At 60.4% G+C, this 22073-nt stretch carries 17 protein-coding genes and 1 pseudogene; 6 read left to right on the plus strand and 12 right to left on the minus strand.

Features of this window, described 5'->3' with window-relative positions; translation table 11 throughout:
- Positions 1–86 precede the first annotated feature (86 nt).
- From FP2506_RS00750 to FP2506_RS00780, 7 genes are all read right to left on the minus strand, one after another.
- Positions 87–2729, minus strand: a complete 2643-nt coding sequence (locus FP2506_RS00750; protein ID WP_040489250.1) for an HWE histidine kinase domain-containing protein — start codon at positions 2727–2729, stop codon at positions 87–89.
- A gap of 27 nt (positions 2730–2756) precedes the next feature.
- Positions 2757–3152, minus strand: a complete 396-nt coding sequence (locus tag FP2506_RS18875; RefSeq protein ID WP_187289011.1) for a biliverdin-producing heme oxygenase — start codon at positions 3150–3152, stop codon at positions 2757–2759.
- A gap of 470 nt (positions 3153–3622) precedes the next feature.
- Positions 3623–4906: an NAD(P)/FAD-dependent oxidoreductase gene (locus FP2506_RS00760; protein WP_007065420.1), complete on the minus strand. Its 1284-nt coding sequence runs from the start codon at positions 4904–4906 to the stop codon at positions 3623–3625.
- A 3-nt stretch (positions 4907–4909) separates the two neighbouring features.
- Positions 4910–6454: a glutamine synthetase family protein gene (locus tag FP2506_RS00765; protein WP_007065421.1), complete on the minus strand. Its 1545-nt coding sequence runs from the start codon at positions 6452–6454 to the stop codon at positions 4910–4912.
- A gap of 68 nt (positions 6455–6522) precedes the next feature.
- On the minus strand, positions 6523–6948 hold the full coding sequence (locus FP2506_RS00770; protein WP_007065422.1) for an acyl-CoA thioesterase: 426 nt from the start codon (positions 6946–6948) through the stop codon (positions 6523–6525).
- 35 nt (positions 6949–6983) lie between these two features.
- Positions 6984–8336 carry a cytochrome b/b6 domain-containing protein gene (locus FP2506_RS00775; RefSeq protein ID WP_007065423.1) on the minus strand — a complete coding sequence of 451 codons (1353 nt, stop codon included), beginning with the start codon at positions 8334–8336 and terminating at the stop codon, positions 6984–6986.
- A gap of 126 nt (positions 8337–8462) precedes the next feature.
- Positions 8463–9068 (minus strand): YceI family protein, encoded by a 606-nt coding sequence (locus FP2506_RS00780; protein ID WP_007065424.1) that lies wholly within the window; start codon positions 9066–9068, stop codon positions 8463–8465.
- Positions 9069–9267: 199 nt separating this feature from the next.
- Here FP2506_RS00780 and queG point away from each other — a divergent pair, with 199 nt between their 5' ends.
- Both queG and FP2506_RS00790 read left to right on the plus strand, forming a co-directional pair.
- The gene (queG, locus tag FP2506_RS00785) at positions 9268–10479 is read left to right on the plus strand and encodes a tRNA epoxyqueuosine(34) reductase QueG (protein ID WP_050764948.1); all 1212 of its coding nucleotides are present in this window, start codon (positions 9268–9270) and stop codon (positions 10477–10479) included.
- A complete protein-coding gene (locus tag FP2506_RS00790; RefSeq protein ID WP_007065427.1) occupies positions 10476–11372 on the plus strand; it encodes an SDR family NAD(P)-dependent oxidoreductase in 897 nt (298 codons plus the stop codon). Before queG ends, FP2506_RS00790 begins: the two co-directional genes overlap by 4 nt.
- Here the strand turns inward: FP2506_RS00790 and FP2506_RS00795 are convergent.
- The 5 genes from FP2506_RS00795 to FP2506_RS00820 all read right to left on the minus strand — a co-directional run bounded on the left by FP2506_RS00795 (position 11369) and on the right by FP2506_RS00820 (position 18431).
- A complete protein-coding gene (locus FP2506_RS00795; RefSeq protein WP_007065428.1) occupies positions 11369–11563 on the minus strand; it encodes a hypothetical protein in 195 nt (64 codons plus the stop codon). The two genes, FP2506_RS00790 and FP2506_RS00795, sit on opposite strands and share 4 nt — an antisense overlap.
- 662 nt (positions 11564–12225) lie before the next feature.
- On the minus strand, positions 12226–15429 hold the full coding sequence (locus tag FP2506_RS00805) for an efflux RND transporter permease subunit (protein ID WP_007065429.1): 3204 nt from the start codon (positions 15427–15429) through the stop codon (positions 12226–12228).
- The gene (locus FP2506_RS17785) at positions 15429–17075 is read right to left on the minus strand and encodes an efflux RND transporter periplasmic adaptor subunit (RefSeq protein WP_244404099.1); all 1647 of its coding nucleotides are present in this window, start codon (positions 17073–17075) and stop codon (positions 15429–15431) included. Before FP2506_RS17785 ends, FP2506_RS00805 begins: the two co-directional genes overlap by 1 nt.
- Positions 17072–17578 (minus strand): GbsR/MarR family transcriptional regulator, encoded by a 507-nt coding sequence (locus FP2506_RS17790; RefSeq protein ID WP_007065431.1) that lies wholly within the window; start codon positions 17576–17578, stop codon positions 17072–17074. Before FP2506_RS17790 ends, FP2506_RS17785 begins: the two co-directional genes overlap by 4 nt.
- 343 nt (positions 17579–17921) lie before the next feature.
- Positions 17922–18431 carry a DUF2244 domain-containing protein gene (locus FP2506_RS00820; RefSeq protein ID WP_007065432.1) on the minus strand — a complete coding sequence of 170 codons (510 nt, stop codon included), beginning with the start codon at positions 18429–18431 and terminating at the stop codon, positions 17922–17924.
- Positions 18432–18523: 92 nt separating this feature from the next.
- Here FP2506_RS00820 and nth point away from each other — a divergent pair, with 92 nt between their 5' ends.
- The 4 genes and pseudogenes from nth (at position 18524) to FP2506_RS00840 (ending at position 22067) form a co-directional block, all read left to right on the plus strand.
- Positions 18524–19267 (plus strand): endonuclease III, encoded by a 744-nt coding sequence (nth, locus tag FP2506_RS00825; protein WP_007065433.1) that lies wholly within the window; start codon positions 18524–18526, stop codon positions 19265–19267.
- A gap of 48 nt (positions 19268–19315) precedes the next feature.
- Positions 19316–19989: pseudogene (locus tag FP2506_RS00830) on the plus strand (SDR family NAD(P)-dependent oxidoreductase).
- Positions 19990–20074: 85 nt separating this feature from the next.
- Positions 20075–21154, plus strand: a complete 1080-nt coding sequence (locus FP2506_RS17795; protein WP_007065436.1) for a DUF2793 domain-containing protein — start codon at positions 20075–20077, stop codon at positions 21152–21154.
- A gap of 295 nt (positions 21155–21449) precedes the next feature.
- Complete coding sequence (locus FP2506_RS00840) at positions 21450–22067, plus strand: hypothetical protein (protein ID WP_007065437.1); 618 nt, start codon at positions 21450–21452, stop codon at positions 22065–22067.
- The last annotated feature ends 6 nt before the right edge of the window (positions 22068–22073 follow it).

Raw genomic sequence — 22073 nt, forward strand, 5'->3', positions numbered from 1 at the left:
TGATGGGCGCAAATCGGCGAATTGATGCGACAGCTCTGTTGAGGTTCGAGCCGCCAACGTTTCGGGACGCATGAAGTTCGACCCGGTCAGGCTGCCCGAGACCGCTCGATTGCTCGCCTGAGCGCTGATAGAAGATCATCCTCCGAGAAGGGCTTCTTGACCGCCTCGACATGCGGTCCGGCACTTTCCGGAAACTCGATTTGTTCGCCATAGCCTGTGACGAAGACGAAGGGAATGCCACGTTCCATCAGCGGTTCGACCAGCGGGAAACTTGTTTCGATGCCGAGATTAACGTCCAACATGGCGACGTCGATGGACTGCTCGTCCAGAATACGTCGTGCTTCCTTGACATTCGCCCCGACAAACACCGCGCTCGTTCCATGGCTTTCGAGCAACTGCTCAGCATCGAGCGAGATGATCACGTTGTCCTCCACGAGAAGGGCGTTCATCCCATCAAGGAGCAGACCGTCGCTCGCGTTCATCCTGCCGCTTCCCCGGAGCCCTGACGTACCGTTTTGTCCCCCATGAGAGCCTATCGGTTGTTCCAGACCAGATTGCAAGCCGTCATGGTTGTGTTCGACATAGTCAATGAAGGTATGGGGGATGACAAAACGGGCCTGGAGACCAGCGAGCTTGAAGGTAAGCTGGGCCTCTCCGCCGAGGTCGTGCGGGATCGATCTCTCGATGATCGTCGAGCCGAAGCCGCGCCGGCTCGGTCGTTGCACCGCCGGGCCGCCTTCCTCGCGCCAGCGAATGACACAGCCGTCCTCTTCGTGAATCTGCCAGTCTACAAAGACTTGACCACGTGAATCCGAAAGGCCGCCGTATTTCGCCGAGTTGGTGACCATCTCGTGGAATACGAGCGCGAGGATCGAGAAGGCTTTGGGCGACACGAGGATGTTGGGCCCGGTCAGCCGGACTCGATCTGCTTTGCCACCGATATAGGCGTCGACTTCCGTCTGGATGATTTCCGAAAGCTTCTGCGAAGCATATTTCTCGTCGGTGATCTGGTCGTGCGCTCGGGCTAGCGCTTGGATGCGGCCGCTGACGATGTCGGAGAAGTCGTCGATGCTCGTCGCCGTCGCCTTGCTCTGGATGACCAGCGCACGTATCAGCGCGAGAATGTTGCGAACCCGGTGATTGAGCTCGGCAATAAGGAGTTCCTGGGCCTGCTGGGACTGGGCCTGCTGTCGGGAAGTCTCCTCGGTGAATTTCACCAAGACTTCGAGGATCGAGATGCGCAGCGCTTCGGAGGCCTTCTTCTCCGCGTCGGTCCAGGAGCGCGACTTTCCGCGCACTGTCTCCTGCCAAGCTTCGAAACTCTTGCGCGGGGTAAGGCGCGGACCGTTGGGTCCGTAGCCCATTTTCTTGTCCTGCGGGTTACCCGCCCAATTAACGGTTTGGACCAGTTCCTGCCGAAAGAACATGATGTAGTCGCGTGGCGAGCGGGAGATCGGGATTGCGAGCAGACCCGCGGCATCCTGCTCGAATTCCTTTGCGGGCGGGTAGACAGCTCCAAGTTCATCGCTTGAATAGACGCGGCTCGCGGCCGCACGGTTGAGAAAGCGCGCGAGCGCCGGCATAGCATCGTCAGGCGGTGTCTTGCCGTAGCTCTTCACCAAGCCGTCGGCCCAGACTGCGAATCCGTCGGACGGGATGATGTCGCGCAGGTCCCCCGCAAAATTCGAAAGGTCGGAGACCGAGGGTGTCAGGCTCATCAGCTTGCCGACGAAGCGGTCGTGTAGTTCGCGCGCTTTTTCCTCCGCGGCGCGTTGTTCACGCGCGAGCTTGCCCTCGATCATAAGCGAGATCATCAACCCGAAGAGCTCGGTCGCGTTGCGCATCTCCATGGAAAGGCGACGGGGCTTGTAATGATGAAGCGCAAAAAGGCCCCACAGCTTTCCGTCGATCACGATCGAGATCGAATAGGATGCGTCGACACCCATGTTCTGCAAATATTCGATGTGGATCGGTGAAACGGACCTGAGGGTCGACATCGAGAGATCGAGGGGCTCGCCGGAGGGATCAAGTGCGGGCTCAACGGGTACCGGCTCCGCCCGCACATCGGCGATCGTGCGGACGCGGTTGCGAACGTAGAGTGCGCGTGCCTGAGTTGGGATGTCGGCGGCCGGGTAATTCAGACCGCGGAAAGATTCGAGGCCCGTCCTCAATGCTTCCGCAACGACGGTTCCCGCTCCGTCGGTGTTGAAGCGATAGAGCATCACACGATCGAAACCGGTAACGCTGCGAAGCTGGCGTACGCTTTCCTCGAACAGATCGCGGGTCGAGGGCGTGCGCTGCAACCGGCCCGACATCGAACGAACGAGTGCCCCGGGAGTAACGGTTTGGTGGGTGTCAGACGGCTCCGCCTCGATGACTATAGATGAGCCGGATACGTGAAGCGACACGTCGAATTTTCGGCCATTCGACAGAAAATCGATGCCAAAGACGTGTTCGGTTCCGTCCTCAGAAGAGAGCATCTGAAGACGCGATCTGATGAGATGAATGACATTGTCGCCAAGCAGTGTGTTCAGCGGTGCGCCGAGTAAATCGTCTACGGATCTACCCGTGAAACTCTCGATGTTTGCGGAGACGCGCTGAATAAGCCAGTCGAAGGAGACTGCGACAAGGAAGCCAAAGTCCTGAACGGCGCCGAGAAGATGTATGGGTTCGCGGTCGCAATTCGTCAGGTCGACGGAAAATGTCGTCGGATCCTCTTTGGCGGTCATGAACTCGCTTTCCTGCTGGCGCATGCACTACTGTTTCTTAGCAAGCTCTGCCGTTTCCATGAACAGCGCAAAAGTTGCCTTGGCGGACGACACCGCGGATTCGATGTCGTCGCCGTCAATCATCAGGCTCTCCAGAGCGTTCATCCGCTTGAAGAAATCACGAGACTGGCTCGCAGCCTCGAAGAAAGCCAGCGGCATGGTTGCAAAACGGTCCATCCAAGATGATTGCTTGACCCTCTGATGCAACATGCGCGCGCCTAGTCGCGAGCCTTCGAGCACATATAGCACGCCGATGAGCGATGCCCCCTCGGTTGATCCACGCAGGCGAAAAGAGCGACCTGCGAGCGGACGAATTCCAAGAGTCGCGACATCTCGATCAAGCGCTGCCCGCATCGGCAGGTAAGTGACCGGCTGGCGATGCATGCCAAGCACAGTCTCGACGGCCGGTTCGAGAACATGATGTGACCGATGGTTCATCCTGATATAGGCGGCGTAATCCTCTGATGTCGCCCAGATTTTGCCGAGGTATGCGTCGAGTTCGCGATGCTCGCGATCGGTACGTTCGCGCAGTATCGCGTGGAGATCGTTCCGTTTGGCTCTAGGCTTCGCCGTATGGGGTGCGGAATACGCAGCTCTGTGCCGTTGCTTGTCCAAACTCGCGTCTAGACGCTCCGGCATCGCATCATCCGCGAAACCGCCATCGTTCTCAGACGTAAGGGTCCGGTCGAATTGCAAGAGGTGCCCCCGGTTTGGTCATCAATCATACACAAATGGACCGCTGCCGTTGAAATGACAGGGAAGTGGCCGCAAATGGCGCACCCAATAATACTTAGGCGCCAACGCTTTGAACCAGCCTCGGGCGCGAAGCCGGCCAGTGGTCCAAGGCAATGGCTTCAGAAGCGATCTCGGAAAGCAAACCAAGTCATCGCGAGCGCGGTGAGCGGTCCGCGCAGACGGGTTCCGCCCGGGAACGGCGGGATGTCGAGGTCTTCAAGGAGTTGCAACCGGTTTCGATTGCCGGCGAGGCGTTCGGCGTAAAGCCGGCCAGCGAAATTAGCGAGCATCACGCCGTGGCCCGAAAAGCCGCCGATCGCCGTCAGCCCGTTGCGGCTGGTCTCGACGAATGGCATGCGCTTCATCGTTATCGCCACATGACCGCCCCAGGCATGGGTGAGGCGGACGCCCTCAAGCTGCGGATAGACCTCCGCAATCTGCTTTTCGATATGCCGCGCGATATCGCCGGTAGCGGAAGTGTAGGCCTCGCGCCCACCGAAGAGCAGGCGGTTGTCACGTGACCGCCGAAAATATCGAACGACGAACCGCGAGTCGTGACAGCATTCGCCCCCCGGCAGAATCGTTTCGTCCTCGAGTGGCTCCGTCGCGCCGATGAAGGAGCCGATCGGCATGACATGAGCGTCGAGCGCCGGCGAGAGATCATGGCCGTAGGCGTTTGTGGCAAGTAGCACGTTTGGCGCCGTCACCGTGCCGGTCGCAGTTCGTGCGATGTGGCGGTTGCCGCGGTGTTCCAGCCGCTCGACGGGGCTCGTCTCGAACAGGCGCGCACCGGCGTTTGCGGCCGCCGACGCGGTGCCAACTACGAGCTTTAGTGGATTGAGATGCGCCGTGCCGGTATCGCGTATGCCGCCGAAGAAGCGGTTCGTACCAAGACGCGCTATGGTCTCTTCCCGGTCCATGAAGCTTGCATGAGGGTAGGCATAGCGCTCGGTAAGGGCCTCGACTTGTGATCTGAAGTCAGCCAAGTAGCGCTTCTTGTGAGCGACCGCGAGTTGGCCGTATCTCAGGTCCACATCGATCTGGTTCACATCGAGAAATTCGAAGAGGCTCGCCTTTGCCTCCTCGGCAAGCCGGAAGAGTGCGAGGGACTTTTCGAAGCCGATCTCGGGTTCGAGTTCGTCCGGCCACAACCGTTGGCCGGTCCCGATCTGACCGCCATTGCGCCCAGAAGCGCCGTCGCCGAAGCGATGAGCTTCGAGAAGAACGACCTTGGCGCCTGTCTTGGCAAGGTTGAGTGCAGCTGACAGCCCGGTGAAGCCACCGCCGACCACGAGAACGTCGACATCGAGGCTCTCCCGAAGCGCGGGATAGAATGGTCGTTCGACCGTATCTTCGTAATAGGACCGGCCTGGCGCGATGGGGGAGGTGGGCGCGTAGTCCAAGCGTCAAACCTGGAGCAGCAGGAATTCGCGCTCCCAGGGGCTGATCACCTGCATGAAGGTTTCGTGCTCGCCGCGTTTGATGCCGGCATAGGTCACAACGAAGTCTCTGCCCAAAACATCGTGCAGCGCCTTCTCGCCTTCGAAGATCGCGACGGCTTCCAGAAGTCCGCGCGGCAGCGAGATCTCACCGTCCTCATTGGCGGTGCGCTCGGTTGGATCGGTCGGCATGATCGCCTCGACCATGCCCAGATAGCCGCACGCCAACGATGCGGCGATCGAGAGATAGGGGTTTGTGTCGGAAGAGGGTAGCCGGTTCTCGACGCGTCGGCCTTCCGGATCGGAGGTCGGCACACGGAAGGCTGTCGTACGGTTGTCGAAACCCCATTCGCAATTGGTCGGAGCGGCCATGCCGTGGGTGAGCCGGCGATAGGAGTTGACGTATGGCGCCATCATGATCAGCGCGGCGGGCACGTATTTCTGCATGCCGCCGATGAAGTGATGGAAGAGATCGGACGGCCCGCCGTCGCCATTCGAAAAAATGTTCCGTCCCGTCTCCCGATCGATGACGGATTGGTGGATGTGCATTGCCGATCCCGGCTGGCCTTGGATGGGTTTTGCCATGAAGGTTGCGTAGATGTCGTGCGCCATCGCCGCTTCACGGATCGTCCGCTTGAAGAGGAAGACCTGATCGGCGAGCTCCACCGGATCGCCGTGCCTCAGGTTGATTTCAAGCTGCGCCGCCCCTTCCTCGTGGATCAGCGTGTCGATCTCGAGCCCCTGCGCATCCGAGTAGTCGTAAATGTCGTCGATGAGCTCGTCGAATTCGTTGACCCCGCCAATGGAATAGGATTGGCCCGATTGAATCTGTCGGCCCGAGCGGCCAATCGGCGGCGTCAGCGGATAGTCCGGGTCGGCGTTTTTCGAGACGAGGTAGAACTCGATTTCCGGGGCGATGACCGGCTTCCAGCCGCGCTCTTCGTAGAGTCCGATGACATGTTTCAGCACGTTTCGCGGTGTATAGCCGACAGCAACACCCGTCTGGTCGACGAGGTCGCAGATCACCTGCGCGGTCGGATCGGTTTCCCAAGGGACGGCGCAGAGCGTCGAGAGGTCCGGTACGAGCTTAAGGTCGCCGTCGTTCGGCGAATAGCGAAATTCGCCTGTCTCCTCTGGGTATTCGCCCGAAATCGTATGCATGAAGAGCGCCGAGGGGAGGGCGAGCGAGGTGTTGTCGACGAACTTCTTGGCCGGCATCATCTTGCCACGCGCGACGCCAGCGAGATCGGGCGTGATGCATTCGACATCGTCGATACCCCGCGCCATCAGCCAGTCGCGTGCATCCTCCATGCTGGCAACGCCGCGCTTGGATTCCCAGAAGGCGTGCGACGATCCCGAAGGTGCTGCAGGAATATCTTTGCGAACGGACGGTGGTGCCTTCGGTCCGCTCCGGGCAGGCGCCGTCGGCGCACCATCCGGATTGGGCTTTCGCAGCGGTTTCGAAACTTCAGGATTGCGCGGGCGCGATGAGGTCTTGTCTCGCTTGGCCATGATGTCCGATTGGTCGTTTCCAGTCGTCTCTTAGCCTGTCGAACTCGATGCCGAAAGCCTTGCGGATATCAGCGCGACATCTCGAGAGCCCTCATCCGCGCAACCGCTTCGTCCGGGAGCGGCGTCGAACGGCGGTTCGTCTCGTTGGTCAGGACCACCACCGAGAACGCCTTGGCGCACGGCTTGCCATTTTGGAAGAGTGCCTGCTCGATCTTGATGGAGCTTCTGCCGACGGATTGGACGCGGGTCGCCGTTTCGACCGTACCAGGCCAGATCATCTCGTCTAGGAAGTCTATTGCTATATGCGCGACGACGAAGGCGCAGCCTTCCGGCGCGAGCGGATCGTCCGGGTCGTAGACCACTTCGCACCGCGCCTGTTCCAGGAATTGCATGAAAGCGACGTTGTTGACGTGACCCTGACGGTCCATGTCAGCGAAGCGCAGCTTGTCTTCAGTGATGTGCGGGTAGTCTTCGCGCTGGGGCAGGTCGGCCATGCGTCTCTCTTCGTTTCGTGCCCGTCCGCTGCCTATCAGGTGCCCGCTCGGCTGGCGACAAGGTCGAAGCGGACTGTCACCTCTTTCGACAGCTCCGTGCCCGTAGGATCGTTCTTCACGCCGATGCCGTAAACCGTGCGATCGAGGGTCGCCGATCCTTTCACCCGCGCGGTGCCGTCCGCCTGTGGCTCGAAGGTGAAAGGCACTGTTACAGGTGCGCTCGTTTCCTTGAGGGTCAGTTCACCTGTTGCGGTGAAGGTACTTCCGCCGTCCTCTGAAGCGTTGAATTCGGTTAGAACGAGGTTTGCCTCGCCATACTCGTCTGAAGCAAATCCATCGGATCCTTGAAGCTGCGGCGAGACAAAGGAGTTGGCCACGGTGATCGAAGCTGTCCGAATGACGATCCGGGCACGTGCATCGCCGAGGGCATCGGGTGCAAAGATGATGTCCGCGTTCCAATCGCCTATTTCGCCCATAATCGCGGCGCCCGAAAATTCGGTCTCGAAGCCCAATGCGCTCTCTGAGCGGTCGATAGCCCATCCGCCGAATTCAGCACCGGCGGCTTCGCCGGCGACAGTTCCACCCTCAGCCTTTTCGTCAGTAGACGCGACGGCTTGCGTGTCATCTCCGGACGCTTCGCCCGAGGCCTCTACTGCCTTCCCCGATCCGGGCTCTGTGCCTCGAACGGCTTCGGCGCGGCCGATGAGAAGACCGATCGCCAAAATGGCAACGAAGCCGGCGAGCGCGGTGAGGCTGGACCCGGACCTGCTCGCCTGGGGCATGAGGCCATACCCGAAGCCAATCCGCGAGAAGGATGGCAAGCGATCGACGATCGTGTGCTTGAGCGCCCCGCCGATATGCAGGACTAGGAGGCCGAGAAAGGAGAGCGCGAGCCACTTGTGTCCGAATTCGGCAATTGCCGAGAGGCTTTCGCGTGTCGCCTCAGTCACAGCCTCGCGGATCGGCAGGCTCGGCCAGGGCAAAGCCTCAAACATGAAGAGGTAGGTGGGCACCTGAGCGTCGGAAACCGAAACCACCAGCCAGCCGAGTAGCGGCACGATCAGCATCAGCGCGTAGAAGGTGAGATGAACTGCATTCGCCGCAAGGCGCTCTCTCAATGGAACGGTCGGCGCATGTGCGGGTGGCGGATTGATCGCGCGCCAGATGATGCGCGCAACCGTGAGAGCGAGGACGAGCAGGCCGATCGTCTTGTGGAACTGGAAAACCGGGAACTCAACGGCGCTCGGGAGGATGTCCGAGGTCATCATAAGTCCGCCGGCGATGTTGACGAGGATCAAAGCCGCGATCGTCCAGTGCAGGAAGACGGCGCCTCGGCTGTAGCGGGTGTAGGCGGCGCGCCAGGCGCCTCGGTCGCTCGTCGCGCTCATGGTTTATGCTCCAAACGGAACGGGCCGCAGCCCAGAACGGCGGGCAGACCGTGAAGTCGGCCCGCCGTACATCACGGGTTCAATTCGCAGCGCTACGCGCAACGAATGTGGACCAGATCGTCGGGATTAGGATTGGGGAACGAATTCAGCCTGGATTTCGAGGGTCACCTCCTGGGCGACCGGTCCAGCGAGGTAGTCGATGCCGTATTTGGTGCGATCGATCGTCATCTCGCCACCGAAACCGATTGCCGGCTGTTCCGTCATTGGATGCGGGTTGAGGGCGGTATTGAAGGTCACGTCCATGACTTCTTCGTGGGTTTCTCCACGCAGGGTCAGATCGCCGGTTACAGTGCCAGTGTTCTCTCCCGTAATTTCGATCGACTTCGAAACGAAGGTAGCTTCCGGAAATCCGGCGGCATTCAGGAATTGATCGCTCGCGATCTCTTCGGCAAAGCTTTTCTCGCCTTCGAAGTTGACGCTGACCGAAGCCGGGTCGACCGAAGCGGTGAGACTCGACTGTGCGATATCTTCAGGGTCGAGTTCCAGCGTGGCGCTCATCGTGTCGAAGCGTCCGATGTAGGTCGAGAGGCCAAAATGGCTAACCTTCCACAGGACATTGGTGTGGTTCGGATCACTGACATAGGTTCCAGCTGGAATGTCGACCGACTGGGCACTGGCCGCGCCGGTCAGGATGAGAGTCGTGGCTGCGGTCGCGAGAAGGATATGACGCATTCAAAGTCTCCTTTGGGAAAGAACTGATGAGAGGTCAGTAAGTGCGGCCGATGCAGGAACTCAAGACGTGCAGGCATAACAGATTGTTTATTGATTTTACGAATGCATATATATTTCGCATTCTGTTCGATTTTTATACCATTTTTAGATCGACGAGGCATGTTTTGAGGAAGTCCGGATTGGCATTGTGACCATAAAGATGAACAGTCTTTCGTCCAGTGAAGATATCGGCCAGCGGCTGAAGCGCTTTCTTGCCCGCGATGCCGAGCGGCTCGGTTTTTGTGATTTCGGTATTGCGCTGGCGGAAACCGATGGGATTGCCGGTGAGCGACTCCAACAGTTCGTCGAGACCGGCCGCCACGGCACCATGGCCTGGATGCCGAAGACGCAGAAGCGCCGCCGCTCCGCTCGGATGCTGTGGCCAAAGGTAAAGTCCATTCTCGTCCTTGCCATGAACTATGGCCCTGAGGATGATCCGCTCGCTGTGCTCGACCGTCCCGACCGGGGCGGGATTTCAGTCTACGCCCGTCATCGCGACTATCACGACGTCATCAAGGGAAAGCTCAAGGAACTGGCCGGCCGGCTGATCGCCGAAGCGCGCAAGGCCGGGCTCGGCGACCACGATGCCAAGGTTTTCGTCGACACCGCGCCGGTCATGGAAAAGCCGATCGGAGCGATGGCCGGCCTCGGCTGGCAGGGCAAGCATACCAACCTCCTGTCGCGCGACTTCGGGTCCTGGCTGTTTCTCGGATCAATTTTCACGACGCTTGATCTGCCTGTCGATGAGCCGGTGGCCGATCGCTGCGGCTCGTGCACGGCCTGTCTCGACATCTGCCCGACCGACGCCTTCCCCGCGCCCTACCAGCTCGATGCGCGGCTCTGCATCTCCTATCTCACCATCGAGACAAAGCGGCCGATCCCGCGTGACCTGCGCCCCAAAATGGGCAACCGTATCTATGGCTGCGACGACTGCCTTGCTGTCTGTCCGTGGAACAAGTTCGCGAAGAAGGCATCGGAAGCCAAGCTGATCGCACGAGAGGACCTGAAGGCGCCGCGCCTCGCCGACCTTCTTGTGCTGGACGACAACGGTTTCCGTGCGTTCTTCTCGGGCTCGCCAATCAAGCGGATCGGGCGCGACAAGTTCGTGTCGAACTGTCTGATTGCGGCGGGAAACTCCGGCGACTCACACTTCTTGCCGATTGTTCGCCGGCTTCTGGCTGATCCCTCGTCATGCGTCAGGGAAATGGCGGTTTGGGCGTTCGGACGGCTTGCCGAACCGGCCGAAGTCTTGAGCGCTGCCGGCGAAGCGCAAGATAGGGAGCGCGACGAACAGGTGCGTGAGGAGTGGCAGGCAGTGATTGCAATGATCGAAGAGCGGTCGACTGAAAGAGCTGGGCGGGGAACCGTATGAAGCTTTTCGTCTTCGGCTACGGCTATTCTGCCTCGCACTATGTAGATCGGCTTCCGCCCTCTAGGGTGCTCGGTGTGACAGTTCGCAGCGTAGAGAAGGCTGAGAGCCTTGCGAAAGGACGTCTCTCCGCCTTCGTCTTCGACGGTGAAAGCTTCGACCCTGACGTTGCGAATGCCCTTGGCGAGGCGACGCATATTCTCGTTTCGGTGCCGCCTGGTCACACGGCGCCGCCCGAAGCGCAGGTCGGCGGTGCCAACGCGCCGGAAGGCGATCCGGTGCTGAAGGTTTACGGCGAGACGATCGCCGAACAATGCCCCGAGCTTCGATGGATCGGTTATCTCTCGACCGTCGGCGTCTATGGCGATCATGGTGGGGGTTGGGTCGACGAGGAGACGCCGGTCGATCCGCGCTCCGAACGCTCGAAGTCCCGCGTTACGGCGGAACGGGGCTGGCTGACGCTTGCCGAACGGCGTGGTGTGCCACTCGCAATCCTGCGACTGTCCGGCATCTACGGACCGGGACGCAACCAGTTCGAAAGCCTGAAAAGCGGCAAGGCCAAGCGGCTGATCAAGCCGGGCCAGGTGTTCAACCGCATCCATGTGGACGACATCGCCGGCAGCCTTGAGCTTCTGGCTGAAAGGACGGTCGGCGGCATTTTCAACGTCACCGACGACGAGCCGGCGCCGCCGCAAGATGTCGTCACCTATGCCGCGGAACTCGCCGGTGTCGAGCCGCCGCCGGAAGTGAACTTCGAACAGGCGGACCTCTCATCCATGGCCAGGAGTTTCTACGGCGACAACAAGCGCGTCTCGAATGCCAAGATCAAGGCGGCCGGCTATGAATTTCGGTATCCGACGTACCGTGAAGCGCTGGCAGCCCTGAAGCCGGGCTAGTCGTCCGAGGCAAGCCGGCTGAAGCCGCGCACGAACTGGAACACGCAGGAAAATACAAGAAAAAGCAGGAAGATCGTTTCGTATTGGGCGAAGCGCCAGCTCGGAAAATGGAGGCCGTAAAGTTTGCTTACGGCGATCGTCATTGCCGCGCATACGGCGACCATGAGCGTCAGGAAATCGAGCAGTTTCATCTTCGATAACCTCGTTTCTAAGCGACGAGTGCAAGAGCCCTGCACCAGTCGTCAAATCCCTTCCGTCGTTACGACATTCGGCGGCTTCCGATGCGTTCGACCCCTTCTTCGAGAGCATTCGGGCCTGATCCTGAAGTCAAGATGCGCTCCGGAAGCTCCGATCGCAATCGGTATCTCCTAGGATGCCAAGCAAATTCCTAACAAGGGAAGATGATCTTGAAAAATTCGGCCGTAGTTGCCGCAGAGCTACGGCTAGAACCATAACGTCACGTTGTGAAATTCTTCACAGGAGTGAAGGGATTGAACCAGTCATGCTCCGCAACGCGGCACGGGAACGTCGATCGCAGCGTAAGCTTAGATGATGATATATTGTGCTTCTGTCGTGAACAGGCGTACGATCAGTTTGTCATAGCAGTCGTTGAGTTTCGTCCGAAATCCCCGACAGCGCGATGCGCCCCACCAGCCGTCAGTCTTCGTCAATGACAGTTGGAAGGGGTGCAGCACGGCGTTTACGTCGAAAGATACCGGCTGAGAGTGCATCGTTCGCGATGCGCCCGCGAGCCGTCCTCGTCGCGAGATAAGCGGGTGACAAACGACACCTGCGACCCAAAGCCGGGAAATAGAGGGGCCCTAGGACTTTCGCGAAAGCTGTTAGCCAGCCTCTATTCCGCAGGCACCATTGCGCCACCCTTCGGTCGCCTGCGGCCAAGCGGATCTCCAAGCCTCGGGCTTGGAACATCCTCTCCGCGTTTGCGCTTGACCCAGGCGACGAAGCATTCGCCGAGCATCAGGAGGGCCGGCGTCAGGACCAATGTCAGTATCGTCGCGAAGGTAAGGCCACCCGCGATCGAAGCCGAAAGTTCCGTCCACCACTGTGTCGAGGGCGCGCCGAACTCGATCGTCCGGTTTAGGAAATCGACATTGGCGCCCACCACCATCGGGACGAGACCGAGAACGGTCGTCACCGAGGTGAGGAAGACGGGCCTGAGACGTTGTGCTCCAGTGCGCAACAAAGCTTCCAGCGGCGGCTGCCCCTGCCTTCGCAGATCGTTGTAGGTGTCGATCAGCACGATGTTATTGTTCACGACGATGCCAGCGAGCGCGATCACGCCGATGCCGCCCATGACAATGCCGAAGGGTCGGCCAGTGATCAGCAGGCCGTAAAGGACCCCCGCCGTCGAGAACACGATCGCGCTCATCACAAGAAACGCCTGATAGAGCGAGTTGAACTGCGTCACCAATACGATGAACATAAGCGATAGGGCGACCGCGAAGGCGCTGGTCAGAAAATTCGCAGCTTCCTGCTGATCTTCCGCCTCGCCGCCGAAGGTATATTCGACGCCAGGCGGCAGATCTATTTGCTCCAGCCTTTGGGTCAGCTTTCGCACCTGATCGTCGACGAGAAGACCTTCCGCTTCATCGGCTTCGATCGACATCACGCGGCGCTGATCGATGCGGATGATCGTCCCGACCTTGGGCGAAGGCTCGAAAGAGACGAAGTTGCGGATCGGCACGAGACCCTGGTTGGTTGGGATGCGAAGATCCTCCAGCCGCTCAAGCGTCCGATCGCCGGCCGGAAAACGAACACGGATTGGCACCTCGCCGTCTCCGCTCGCGTCGTCGGGCCGGTAGTCGGAAACTTCGATGCCGCGAGTCAGAAGCTGTACGGCTTGGCCGAGCAAGGAAACATCGGCACCGTATCGCGCGGCCTCTTCGCGGTCGACGGTGAGCTGCCACTCGACGCCGGGAAGCGGTCGCGTATCGGTGACATTGGTGTATCCGCCGATATCGGCCATTTCCGCGCGCACCTGCGCGACGGCGTTGGATAGAGACTGGAGATCGGTACCGTTCAGCTTGAGATTGATCGGTTTGCCGGCAGCGGGGCCGTTCTGTTCCTGCTGCAATTGAATGGTTATGCCGGGAATATCGTCGGTGAGCGCACGCACGTCGTCGAATATTTCGGTCGCCTTGCGCCGCTGGTCCCATTCGTCGAGTTCGAGCTGCACAGTGCCGATCACATCTGCACCGAGCTGGCGCGAAGAGCCCTCGCTTATCGTTCGAGCATAGACGCTTTCCACCTCGTCGAGATCAAGAAGCCTGTTCTCGACCTGCCGTACGATCGCGTCTTTCTCGAAGATGGAAAAATTGTCGCGTGCACGGATCTGCACCTGAGCGAACTCCGGCTCGATCGAAGGGAAAAATTCGACCCCGCGCCCGTATTGGGCGTAACCGTAAAAACCGGCGACCAAGATCGAAATTGCGATTATGAGCGTTGCCAGCGGACCTTTGAGTGCAGCGTTCAGCACCTTCAGGTAGACACCGGTTGTGCCGCGGATCGTCGAAAGATCGCCAGACTCGGCTGCCTCCAGCGCCTCGCGCTGTTTGCGCGGCATAGGCTGGGCTTTGCCAATGACGCCGCCTAGAACAGGAATAAAGACGAGTGCCATCGCAAGCGATGCCGTTAGCGTGATGATCACTGTCAGCGGCAGAAACTTCATGAACTCGCCGACGATGCCGGGCCAGAAAAGCAGCGGCAAGAAGACGGCGAGCGTCGTAACCGTCGAGGCAATGATGGGCCAAGCCATGCGTTTGGCCGCGTGTCGGTACGCCTCGCGCGGGGCCGCGCCCTCCAGAAGCCGCCTGTCGGCGAGTTCGGTCGTAACAATCGCCCCGTCGACCAACATGCCGACAACGAGGATGAGCGAGAACAGGACGATAATGTTCATCGTAAAGCCGGCCATCCAGAGAATGGCGATGCCGGCTAGGAAGGAGCCCGGTATCGACAGGCCGACGAGGATTGAGGTGCGCAGGCCGAGTGCCGCGACAACGACGATCATCACGAGGACGATGGCCGAGATCACGTTGTTCTCCAGATCCGTCAGCATCGAGACCACCTGCTCGGACTCATCCTGCAGGAACTCGACGCTCAGCGTGTCTGGCCAAGTTTCCTGATGCTGGGCGACGACGCGGCGTGCCGCGTCGACAGTCTCGATGATGTTTGCGCCGGACCGCTTCTTGACTTCGAGCGCCAGCGAGGGCTGCCCGTCGATCCGGGCGAAGCCTTCGGGATCCTGAAACGTACGCCGCGCGACTGCGACGTCCTTGAAGGTGATGACGGTCGAGCCGTCGACCTTGATCGGCATGTCGAGAACGTCGCTCACATCTTCGACCAGACCCGGTACCTTCACGACGATCCGGCCCGCGCCGGTGTCGATCGCGCCGGCGGCGATCAGCCGATTGTTGCGGCTCAACTGTTCGAGAAGGGCGTCGAAAGAGATATCGTAGGTCTCGAAGACCGTCGGGTCGATCAGGACCTCCATGAGCTCGTCGCGGTCGCCACCGATATCGACTTCGAGAACACCGGGCGCCGATTCCAGATCGTCCTGTAGCTCGCTTGCGAGATTGACGAGCGTGCGCTCCGGCACGGGACCTGACAATACAATCGTGACGATCGGGAAAAGTGAGGTGTTCACCTCATTGACCGTCGGTTCCTCAGCCTCTGCCGGAAGATTGGGCTTGGCCCGGTCGACCGCATCCTTGACATCGGTCAAAGCCTCGTCGGCGTCGAACCCGGCCTCGAACGTTAGTTGGACCGAGGCGAAGCCTTCATAGGCCTGGCCTTCGATCTCATCGAGACCGGAGAGCGAGGAGAGTTCGGTCTCCAGCGGCTTGATCATCAGCCGTTCCGCGTCCTCGGGCGAGATGCCTTCGAGGACAGTGGACACGTACATGACCGGAATCGGAATGTCCGGCTGCGACTCCTTCGGGATCGACTGGTAGCCGACGACGCCCGCGAGAATGATCAAGACCAGAAAGAGCAGGACGGTGCGGGAGCGGTCGAAGGCCGCGTCTATGATCGCATACATTACTGGCCCGTCCCCGTCGCGATCGCCTGCGTGAGAGCAGACGCGAAGGCGGCGCTCAGCGTGCCGGTCGTCTCGAGCCCGTTGTCGGCCTGGAAGGCGCGGATGGCGTTTCGGGTCGACGTCCCCATCAGGCCGTCGGCTTGCCCTGCTTCGTAGCCGAGCGAATTGAGGGCCTCCTGCGCCATGCGCACGACGGCTTGGGGTGGAGTGCCGTCCGAACCGGGCTCTGCCGTAAATTCGGCCTCGCCGAGAAGCGAAACGACGTCGTTTCCTGCCATGCCTTCCGATCCGGCTTCCGCTTCGTTCGAAGCGACCTGGGTACTTTCGCTCGTAGAAGATGCGTCGCCATCGGCGATCAGCCCAGAGCCGCCCGGCTGCTCTTCAGGGGTCGCTGCAGCAATATCGGGCAGTTCGGGCTGTGGCGGTGCATCGGCTGGCGTCTCGATATCCGGTCCGTAGCCCGTCGGCGCAACGGCGTTTACCGTCTCACCGTCGGAAACGAAACCCTGTCCGACCGATATGATCCGCACATTTTCGGGCAAGCCGTCGACCCAGATGCCATCGGTTTCGGCGCGCACCAATTCGGCCGGATAGAACTCGACCCGGGAGTTGTCGTCGACGGCTTTGACCCCAAGCTCGCCGTTCGGGCCAAGTGCAAGGATTGCGGCCGACAGGAAGTGGGCCGGCGTTTCGCCGACCGGAATGCGAACCTCGGCCGAGATGCCGGCCGGAATGTCCCGGTCGGGATTGGGGATGGTGATCTCGACTGGGAACGTGCGCGTCGAGGAGTTGGCGCTACTCGCTACGTAAGTGACCTCGCCTTCGCGGGTTGCACCCGTGATGAAGGTCACCTGTGCCGTCTGACCGAGTTCAATGCGCCCGATGCTCTGTTGGGCAACCTGCACTTCGACCGAGAGCGGGTCGTTGTCCACCTGTGTACCAACTTCTGTCGATGCTTCGATGAACTCACCGAGATCGAGATCGAAATTTTCCAGAACACCGGTGATCGGAGCACGGATCTCGGTATCGCCTTGAGTCTGGCGGATCGACGCTAGTGACGCGCGTGCAACGGCGAGTTCGGCCTCTGCTGCTTCGAGTTCAGCACGGGTGGAATAGCCGCGTTCGACAAGGCCTCTGACGCGGTCGAACTCCCCTTGGCGGCGGCTGAGTTCGGCTTCGGCCTGGGCAATTTGGGAACTGCGATCTGCCAGAGCGATCCGGGCTATGATGTCGCCCTCGTTCAGGAACTGTCCCTTGCGTGCAACGATCTCCTCGATCGTGCCGCCTGTCTTTGCACGCACTGGGGTCTGTCGATCTGGGATCGCCTGGCCTTCGGCGGAGACGAACTGCGTGACCGGTCGCGCTTCGGATTGGAACGCCTCGACCGTGAACGGCTCGACCACCTTCTCGCGTGGAGACTGGGCGACCGTCTCACCGCTATCGTCCGCGAGATATCCAGAGCCCATCCAGCCTGTCAAAGCCAGCACGAAAAGCAGAGCAAGCCAGCCGGCCTTTGATCGAGGCTCCTTTGGTTCCGAGCGTCGTCCGCTGGACGGCTCGGTTTCGGTCGAAGCACCCGTGTGCATCACGCCATGCCGCATGCGGTCATGGTTGACGGAAAGGGTATGTGCGTCCGGCTCCATCATTGCTCGTTCTCCCGGCCGCATCGTTCGGCAAGGCGGGCCGCCAACTCTTCAAGGTTCTCAACGGCTTCGGCAAAGAAATCACGTGTCGCGAGAATGCCCGGATTGACCGACGGACCGCCGCAGTCCCTGCATCCGTCGTCGATCAGTGTCATTGTTTCGCGCATGCGCGCCGCAATCCCGCGGACCATGTTGACGAACGGCCGGTCGGCGAGGCGGAAGTAGTCCTGTCGCTCTCCATCGACGGCGACCCGCTCGATCAGGCCCTTACCCTCCAGTAGCCGCGCATTGGTTGAAATCGATCCGCGGCTGACGCCGAGTCGTTCGGCAAGATCGGAAAAGCTCACCGTGCCCGGGTCGACCAGCAGCAGCCCGAACAGCCGGCCCGCAATACGGGGCAAGCCCTCCATTTCCATGTGCTCGCCCATGCGCTCTATGAAGCGCTCTCGCGCCTCGGCGCAGGACTGGTTCATGTGAAAACTGATTGGGTCGGGTGTATGGTTCATGACACTTAGCTACGCGTCGACGATCGTTTAATCAAGACTGAACGAAAGATTTATTTAGTCTAGGCTGAACAATGTGCGGATGGTCAATCGTTGACCCCTGCAGTCGCGCGGTTCCAGAGAAAAGGTATGAGAGACTGTTTCGCCGGCGCCGGAGCCATTCGGCTCTTCGCATTAGACTCGCTCATTCGGGGGATACGAAGCGCTTGCAAAACCTTATCGAGCGGGTCCTGAGACCACGCCAGCCTAGGTTCTCAAAAGCTGCTTCGAGCGGTTGCGATCTGAAGGTCGACCGAGGGCAATGGCATGCTGTCTGAAGGTTTGTCCGCCTTCGCCGTGTGGGCCCTCAACCTCTCTTCGCGATGCCGAGGGCTTCGCCGAATGCCTTGGCGAATGTTTCACGGTCGTCGGGGTTGAGGAACTGGCCGATCTCGGTCGAGCGGCCCTGGCTCGCGACGTCCATTCTCAGGATGCCGACGTCTTCCATACGCTTGACGTGAAATCTGGTCCAAGCGGGCTGATAGTGGGTCTCACGAACCCGGCCGTGAGGCGAAATCTTGCGAATGGATAGATCCGAGCGGGAAATAGAGACCTCTTCACGCGCTTTGCCGGCTTGGTAACTGAGCTTGAAAGCGAAGTAGAGAATTATGACGTCGAGGCCTAGGAAGCCGAGGACCGGCCATGCGCCCTGCGACGCAAACAGAATGCCGGCTCCAACGCAGACCGCACCGAACAGCGCCATTGTTATGGCAAAGCCTCTGGGTCCGAGCGACCGATAGGGCGTCAGAAGGGCTTCGAAAATCGGTTTGTCCGCATCAAACGGTTGGGGCCCGCTGCGGGTTAGATTGTCATCCATTCCCGCGGCTCCTAAGAAGTTGCATATGCATCAAGATCGACCTTGGTCCGGGCGGAATCAAGGCCGGTAAAGCGACGCAGGGTGAGAAACGCGTGAGCCAAACGAAATCTGCGCCGAAAATTGCCGCCAAACCGCGCAAGCGCAGGCCGCGCATCCCCTATTCGAAAGACGAGATCGCGGAGATTTTCCAACGTTTCGCTGTGCAGCGGCCCGAGCCGCGGCCTGAACTCGAACATTCGAACCCCTTCACTCTGCTCGTTGCCGTCGTGTTGTCAGCGCAAGCGACGGATGCCGGCGTGAATAAGGCGACGCGAGGCCTTTTTACCGTCGCCAATAATGCCAAGGCCATGACAGCGCTCGGCGAAGAGGCGATCCGCGATCACATCAAGTCGATCGGGCTCTTTCGCAACAAGGCCAAGAACGTCTTTGCCCTGTCGCAAGTCCTGGTCGCAGATCACGGCGGCGAGGTGCCCCACGACCGCGCTTCGCTGGAAGCACTGCCGGGCGTCGGCCGCAAGACGGCGAATGTCGTTCTCAACACTGCTTTCGGCGAGGAGACGCTCGCCGTCGACACTCACATCTTCCGGATCGGCAATCGGCTGAAACTCGCGCCGGGCAAGACGCCCGACGAGGTGGAAGAGCGGTTGCTCGCGGTCATTCCACAGCCCTATCGGCGCCATGCACATCACTGGCTGATCCTGCACGGTCGCTATGTGTGCAAGGCGCGCAAGCCCGAATGCGAGGCCTGCGTGATCGCCGATCTCTGCAGGGCTCCAGAGAAGACGACCGATATCCCCGCTGAACTGAAGCTGTGGGACCGGCCGGCCGCCGGCTGACGATTTCTCGGCTTAGCTCGCGTTGTCCCGCGCCCTATCTCGGGCCTCATGAAGAAAGCAATCGTGACGGGCGGGGCCGGGCTGATAGGTTCCGGCATCTGCAAGAAGCTGGCGGCGAACGGCTGGGAGGTCGTCTCCTTCGATCTCCAAGAAGGCGAGGGGACGCGTTTCGTCCAGTGCGACGTCTCCGACGAGGCCTCGGTCGGAGCCGCATTCAACGAACTTGGCTGGAGCGAACTCGACCTTCTCGTCAATAACGCCGGGAAGTCGGACCCAGAAACTGGTCCGATCGAGAAGCTCTCGCTCGACGTTGGCGCGCGGTCACCGAAAGCCACCTGACTGGCGCCTTCCTGATGACGCGCGCGGCCGTGCCGTTGATGGGACAGGGCGCCTCGATCGTGAACATGATCTCGACCCGCGCCTTCATGGCGGAGCCCGAAACGGAGGCCTATTGCGCGGCGAAGGGCGGGCTCTTCGGTTTCACTCAGTCGCTGGCGGTGAGCCTAGGGCCGAAGATCCGCGTCAACTGCATCGCACCCGGCTGGATTTCGGGAAACAGCGATCTGCGGGAAAAGGATCATGCCCAGCATCCGGTCGGCCGTGTCGGCCGGTCCGAGGATATCGCGGACGCCGTGCTCTACCTGTCGGGCGCCGGCTTCATGACCGGGCAGGTGATGACGCTCGACGGCGGCATGACCCGCAAGATGATCTACGAGCACTAAGGCCCCGTGGTCCCGCGGACTTGTCCGCGGGAGCGAACACTCGGTCTAACCTTTAGAGACGTCATAACGTCCGAAGGTTCTCCCGATGTTTCAAACCCATCTTCTGTCGCTTCCCATGATCGCGCCGTCTCAGGCGCAGAAACACGTCACCCACAACGAGGCGCTGCGGATGCTGGACGCGATCGTCCATCTCGGCGTCCTCGCCCGCGATAGGGCCAATCCGCCCGGCGCGCCGGCCGAAGGCGAGCGCCACATTATCGCAGAGGGAGCGAGCGGAGAATGGCAGGGCCGGGCGGGAAGGGTCGCTGCGTTTCAGGATGGCGCATGGGCCTATTACCAGCCGCGTGCCGGCTGGATCGCCTATGTCGCAGAGGAAAATGCTGCGCTTGTTTACGATGGCGCCGGCTGGACCGCCGACCCGTTCGTAAGCGGCATCGATCCGCAGCTCGGCGCGCCGAAATTCGGCATCAATGCGGATGCCGACGACTACAACCGTCTCGTCGTCAAATCGAATTCGCTCCTCTTCACCCACGACGATGCCTCCGGCTCGGGCAACGGGTCTATCCTCGGTACATTCAACAAGGCGAACAGCCAGAATGATGCCGGCTTCAATTTTCAAAACGGCTATTCGACGCGCGCCCTGATGGGCCTCTACGGCGACGACGATTTCCGCATCAAGGTCACGCCCGACGGTGGGAGCTATTACGACGCTTTTGTCGTCAACCGGGCGAGCGGTACCGTCGACCTGCCTGCGACGAAGGCGGTCGCGCTGATCGCCGCGTCGAATGGGTCCGACACACTCTTCGATGCGACCCCAACAAATCTTTCCGGTTTCACGGTCGAGTACGCCAATCTCGGCGACAGCAGTTTCGCCAATGGGCAACTGACGATCGGCCCGAAAGGGGCCGGCCTTTGGTCCTTCGGCTTCAGCGGCTCGCTTGCGGCGTCCGCGCCGAGCTTCGCGGTCGAACTCTTGCGCAACGGATCGGCCTATGCACGCGCGCAGGTCGGCGGCTCGTCTCTCGATACGGCTCACTTAGATGTGCTGGCTGTCTGCGCGGCCGGCGAGGTGTTCGCATTCCAAGGCTATCACGAAGCGGGCGCGGACCGCATGCTCGACGCCAAGACCCGGTTCTTCGCCCACCGGATCGGTCATACGGGCTGAAGCCGGTTGCGGTGATGGCACGGGCCGTCCCGATCTGGAACAGGTGCACGATTCTGAGACGTTGGGATCGGGAGGGTGTTTCCACCACACGCTACGAAAGACATCTGCAGAGCGTCCGCTCCCGTGGCGTACGGATATGGTTAAGGAAGGCTGAACACTGCGGGTTTGGGTTCCGGGACCTGCATTAGCGGACACGGTTTGGCATATCCCTGAATCCTCGCTCCGGCCCTGTTGGCATGGCTCTTGCTGTTTCGGGAGCAAACACCGATTAACGTAATGTTAGGGAGTTTGTCTCATGCGGCACGTCTTCACCATTACCGCCATTCTTGGACTTTGTTTCGCAACCTCCGCCCCCGCACAGCAGGATTTTCTGGAGGATGGCGGCGGCGTCCGAACCGGCTATGAAATCGGCCTTGACACGCAGGACGATTTCCTTGCCGGCGGCGGTGGCATTTCCGACGACGACACAGTGACCCTTACATCTGAGGATGAAGAATTCCTGGAAGATGGTGGCGGTGTTTCCGGCGGCCCTCAGTTATTTACCTCGGAGCGTGAGGAATTCCTCGAAGATGGCGGCGGCATTTCGAGCGAGATCAGGGTCTCGCCGCGCGGCCTTTTTCGCATCCTCGGCAAGCGTGCACAACGTGGATGGCGCCTATCGGAGACGCCGCGGGTCTGGACCAGTGGAGAAGGATCGGTTCTCTACGTCTCTACGGGTTCAAGCTCGTTCAAAAGCCCGACGAACCGCATCAGACTCAGTGAAGCGCGAGCTGGGCGTTACGCAAATCCGGGCCCGAAGGTGATCGATATCGAGGAAGCGCGCCTCGACAAGCGCCCCTATCCGAAATCCGGACTCGATATCATCGTCACCGGCGGCGGATCGAAGATCATCCGCATCGCGCCTGGCTACTGACCGGGT

The organism is Fulvimarina pelagi HTCC2506 (assembly GCF_000153705.1).
Classification (GTDB): domain Bacteria; phylum Pseudomonadota; class Alphaproteobacteria; order Rhizobiales; family Rhizobiaceae; genus Fulvimarina; species Fulvimarina pelagi.

Coding starts and splice junctions, on each gene's coding strand:
- FP2506_RS17785 (WP_244404099.1), bottom strand. CDS start 17,075: ATGATGGAGCCGGACGCACATACCCTTTCCGTCAACCATGACCGCATG.
- FP2506_RS00795 (WP_007065428.1), bottom strand. CDS start 11,563: ATGAAACTGCTCGATTTCCTGACGCTCATGGTCGCCGTATGCGCGGCA.
- FP2506_RS18875 (WP_187289011.1), bottom strand. CDS start 3,152: ATGCATCGCCAGCCGGTCACTTACCTGCCGATGCGGGCAGCGCTTGAT.
- FP2506_RS17790 (WP_007065431.1), bottom strand. CDS start 17,578: ATGAACCATACACCCGACCCAATCAGTTTTCACATGAACCAGTCCTGC.
- FP2506_RS00750 (WP_040489250.1), bottom strand. CDS start 2,729: ATGACCGCCAAAGAGGATCCGACGACATTTTCCGTCGACCTGACGAAT.
- FP2506_RS00805 (WP_007065429.1), bottom strand. CDS start 15,429: ATGTATGCGATCATAGACGCGGCCTTCGACCGCTCCCGCACCGTCCTG.
- FP2506_RS00775 (WP_007065423.1), bottom strand. CDS start 8,336: ATGAGCGCGACGAGCGACCGAGGCGCCTGGCGCGCCGCCTACACCCGC.
- FP2506_RS17795 (WP_007065436.1), top strand. CDS start 20,075: ATGTTTCAAACCCATCTTCTGTCGCTTCCCATGATCGCGCCGTCTCAG.
- FP2506_RS00780 (WP_007065424.1), bottom strand. CDS start 9,068: ATGCGTCATATCCTTCTCGCGACCGCAGCCACGACTCTCATCCTGACC.
- FP2506_RS00840 (WP_007065437.1), top strand. CDS start 21,450: ATGCGGCACGTCTTCACCATTACCGCCATTCTTGGACTTTGTTTCGCA.
- FP2506_RS00820 (WP_007065432.1), bottom strand. CDS start 18,431: ATGGATGACAATCTAACCCGCAGCGGGCCCCAACCGTTTGATGCGGAC.
- FP2506_RS00790 (WP_007065427.1), top strand. CDS start 10,476: ATGAAGCTTTTCGTCTTCGGCTACGGCTATTCTGCCTCGCACTATGTA.
- FP2506_RS00765 (WP_007065421.1), bottom strand. CDS start 6,454: ATGGCCAAGCGAGACAAGACCTCATCGCGCCCGCGCAATCCTGAAGTT.
- queG (WP_050764948.1), top strand. CDS start 9,268: ATGAACAGTCTTTCGTCCAGTGAAGATATCGGCCAGCGGCTGAAGCGC.
- FP2506_RS00770 (WP_007065422.1), bottom strand. CDS start 6,948: ATGGCCGACCTGCCCCAGCGCGAAGACTACCCGCACATCACTGAAGAC.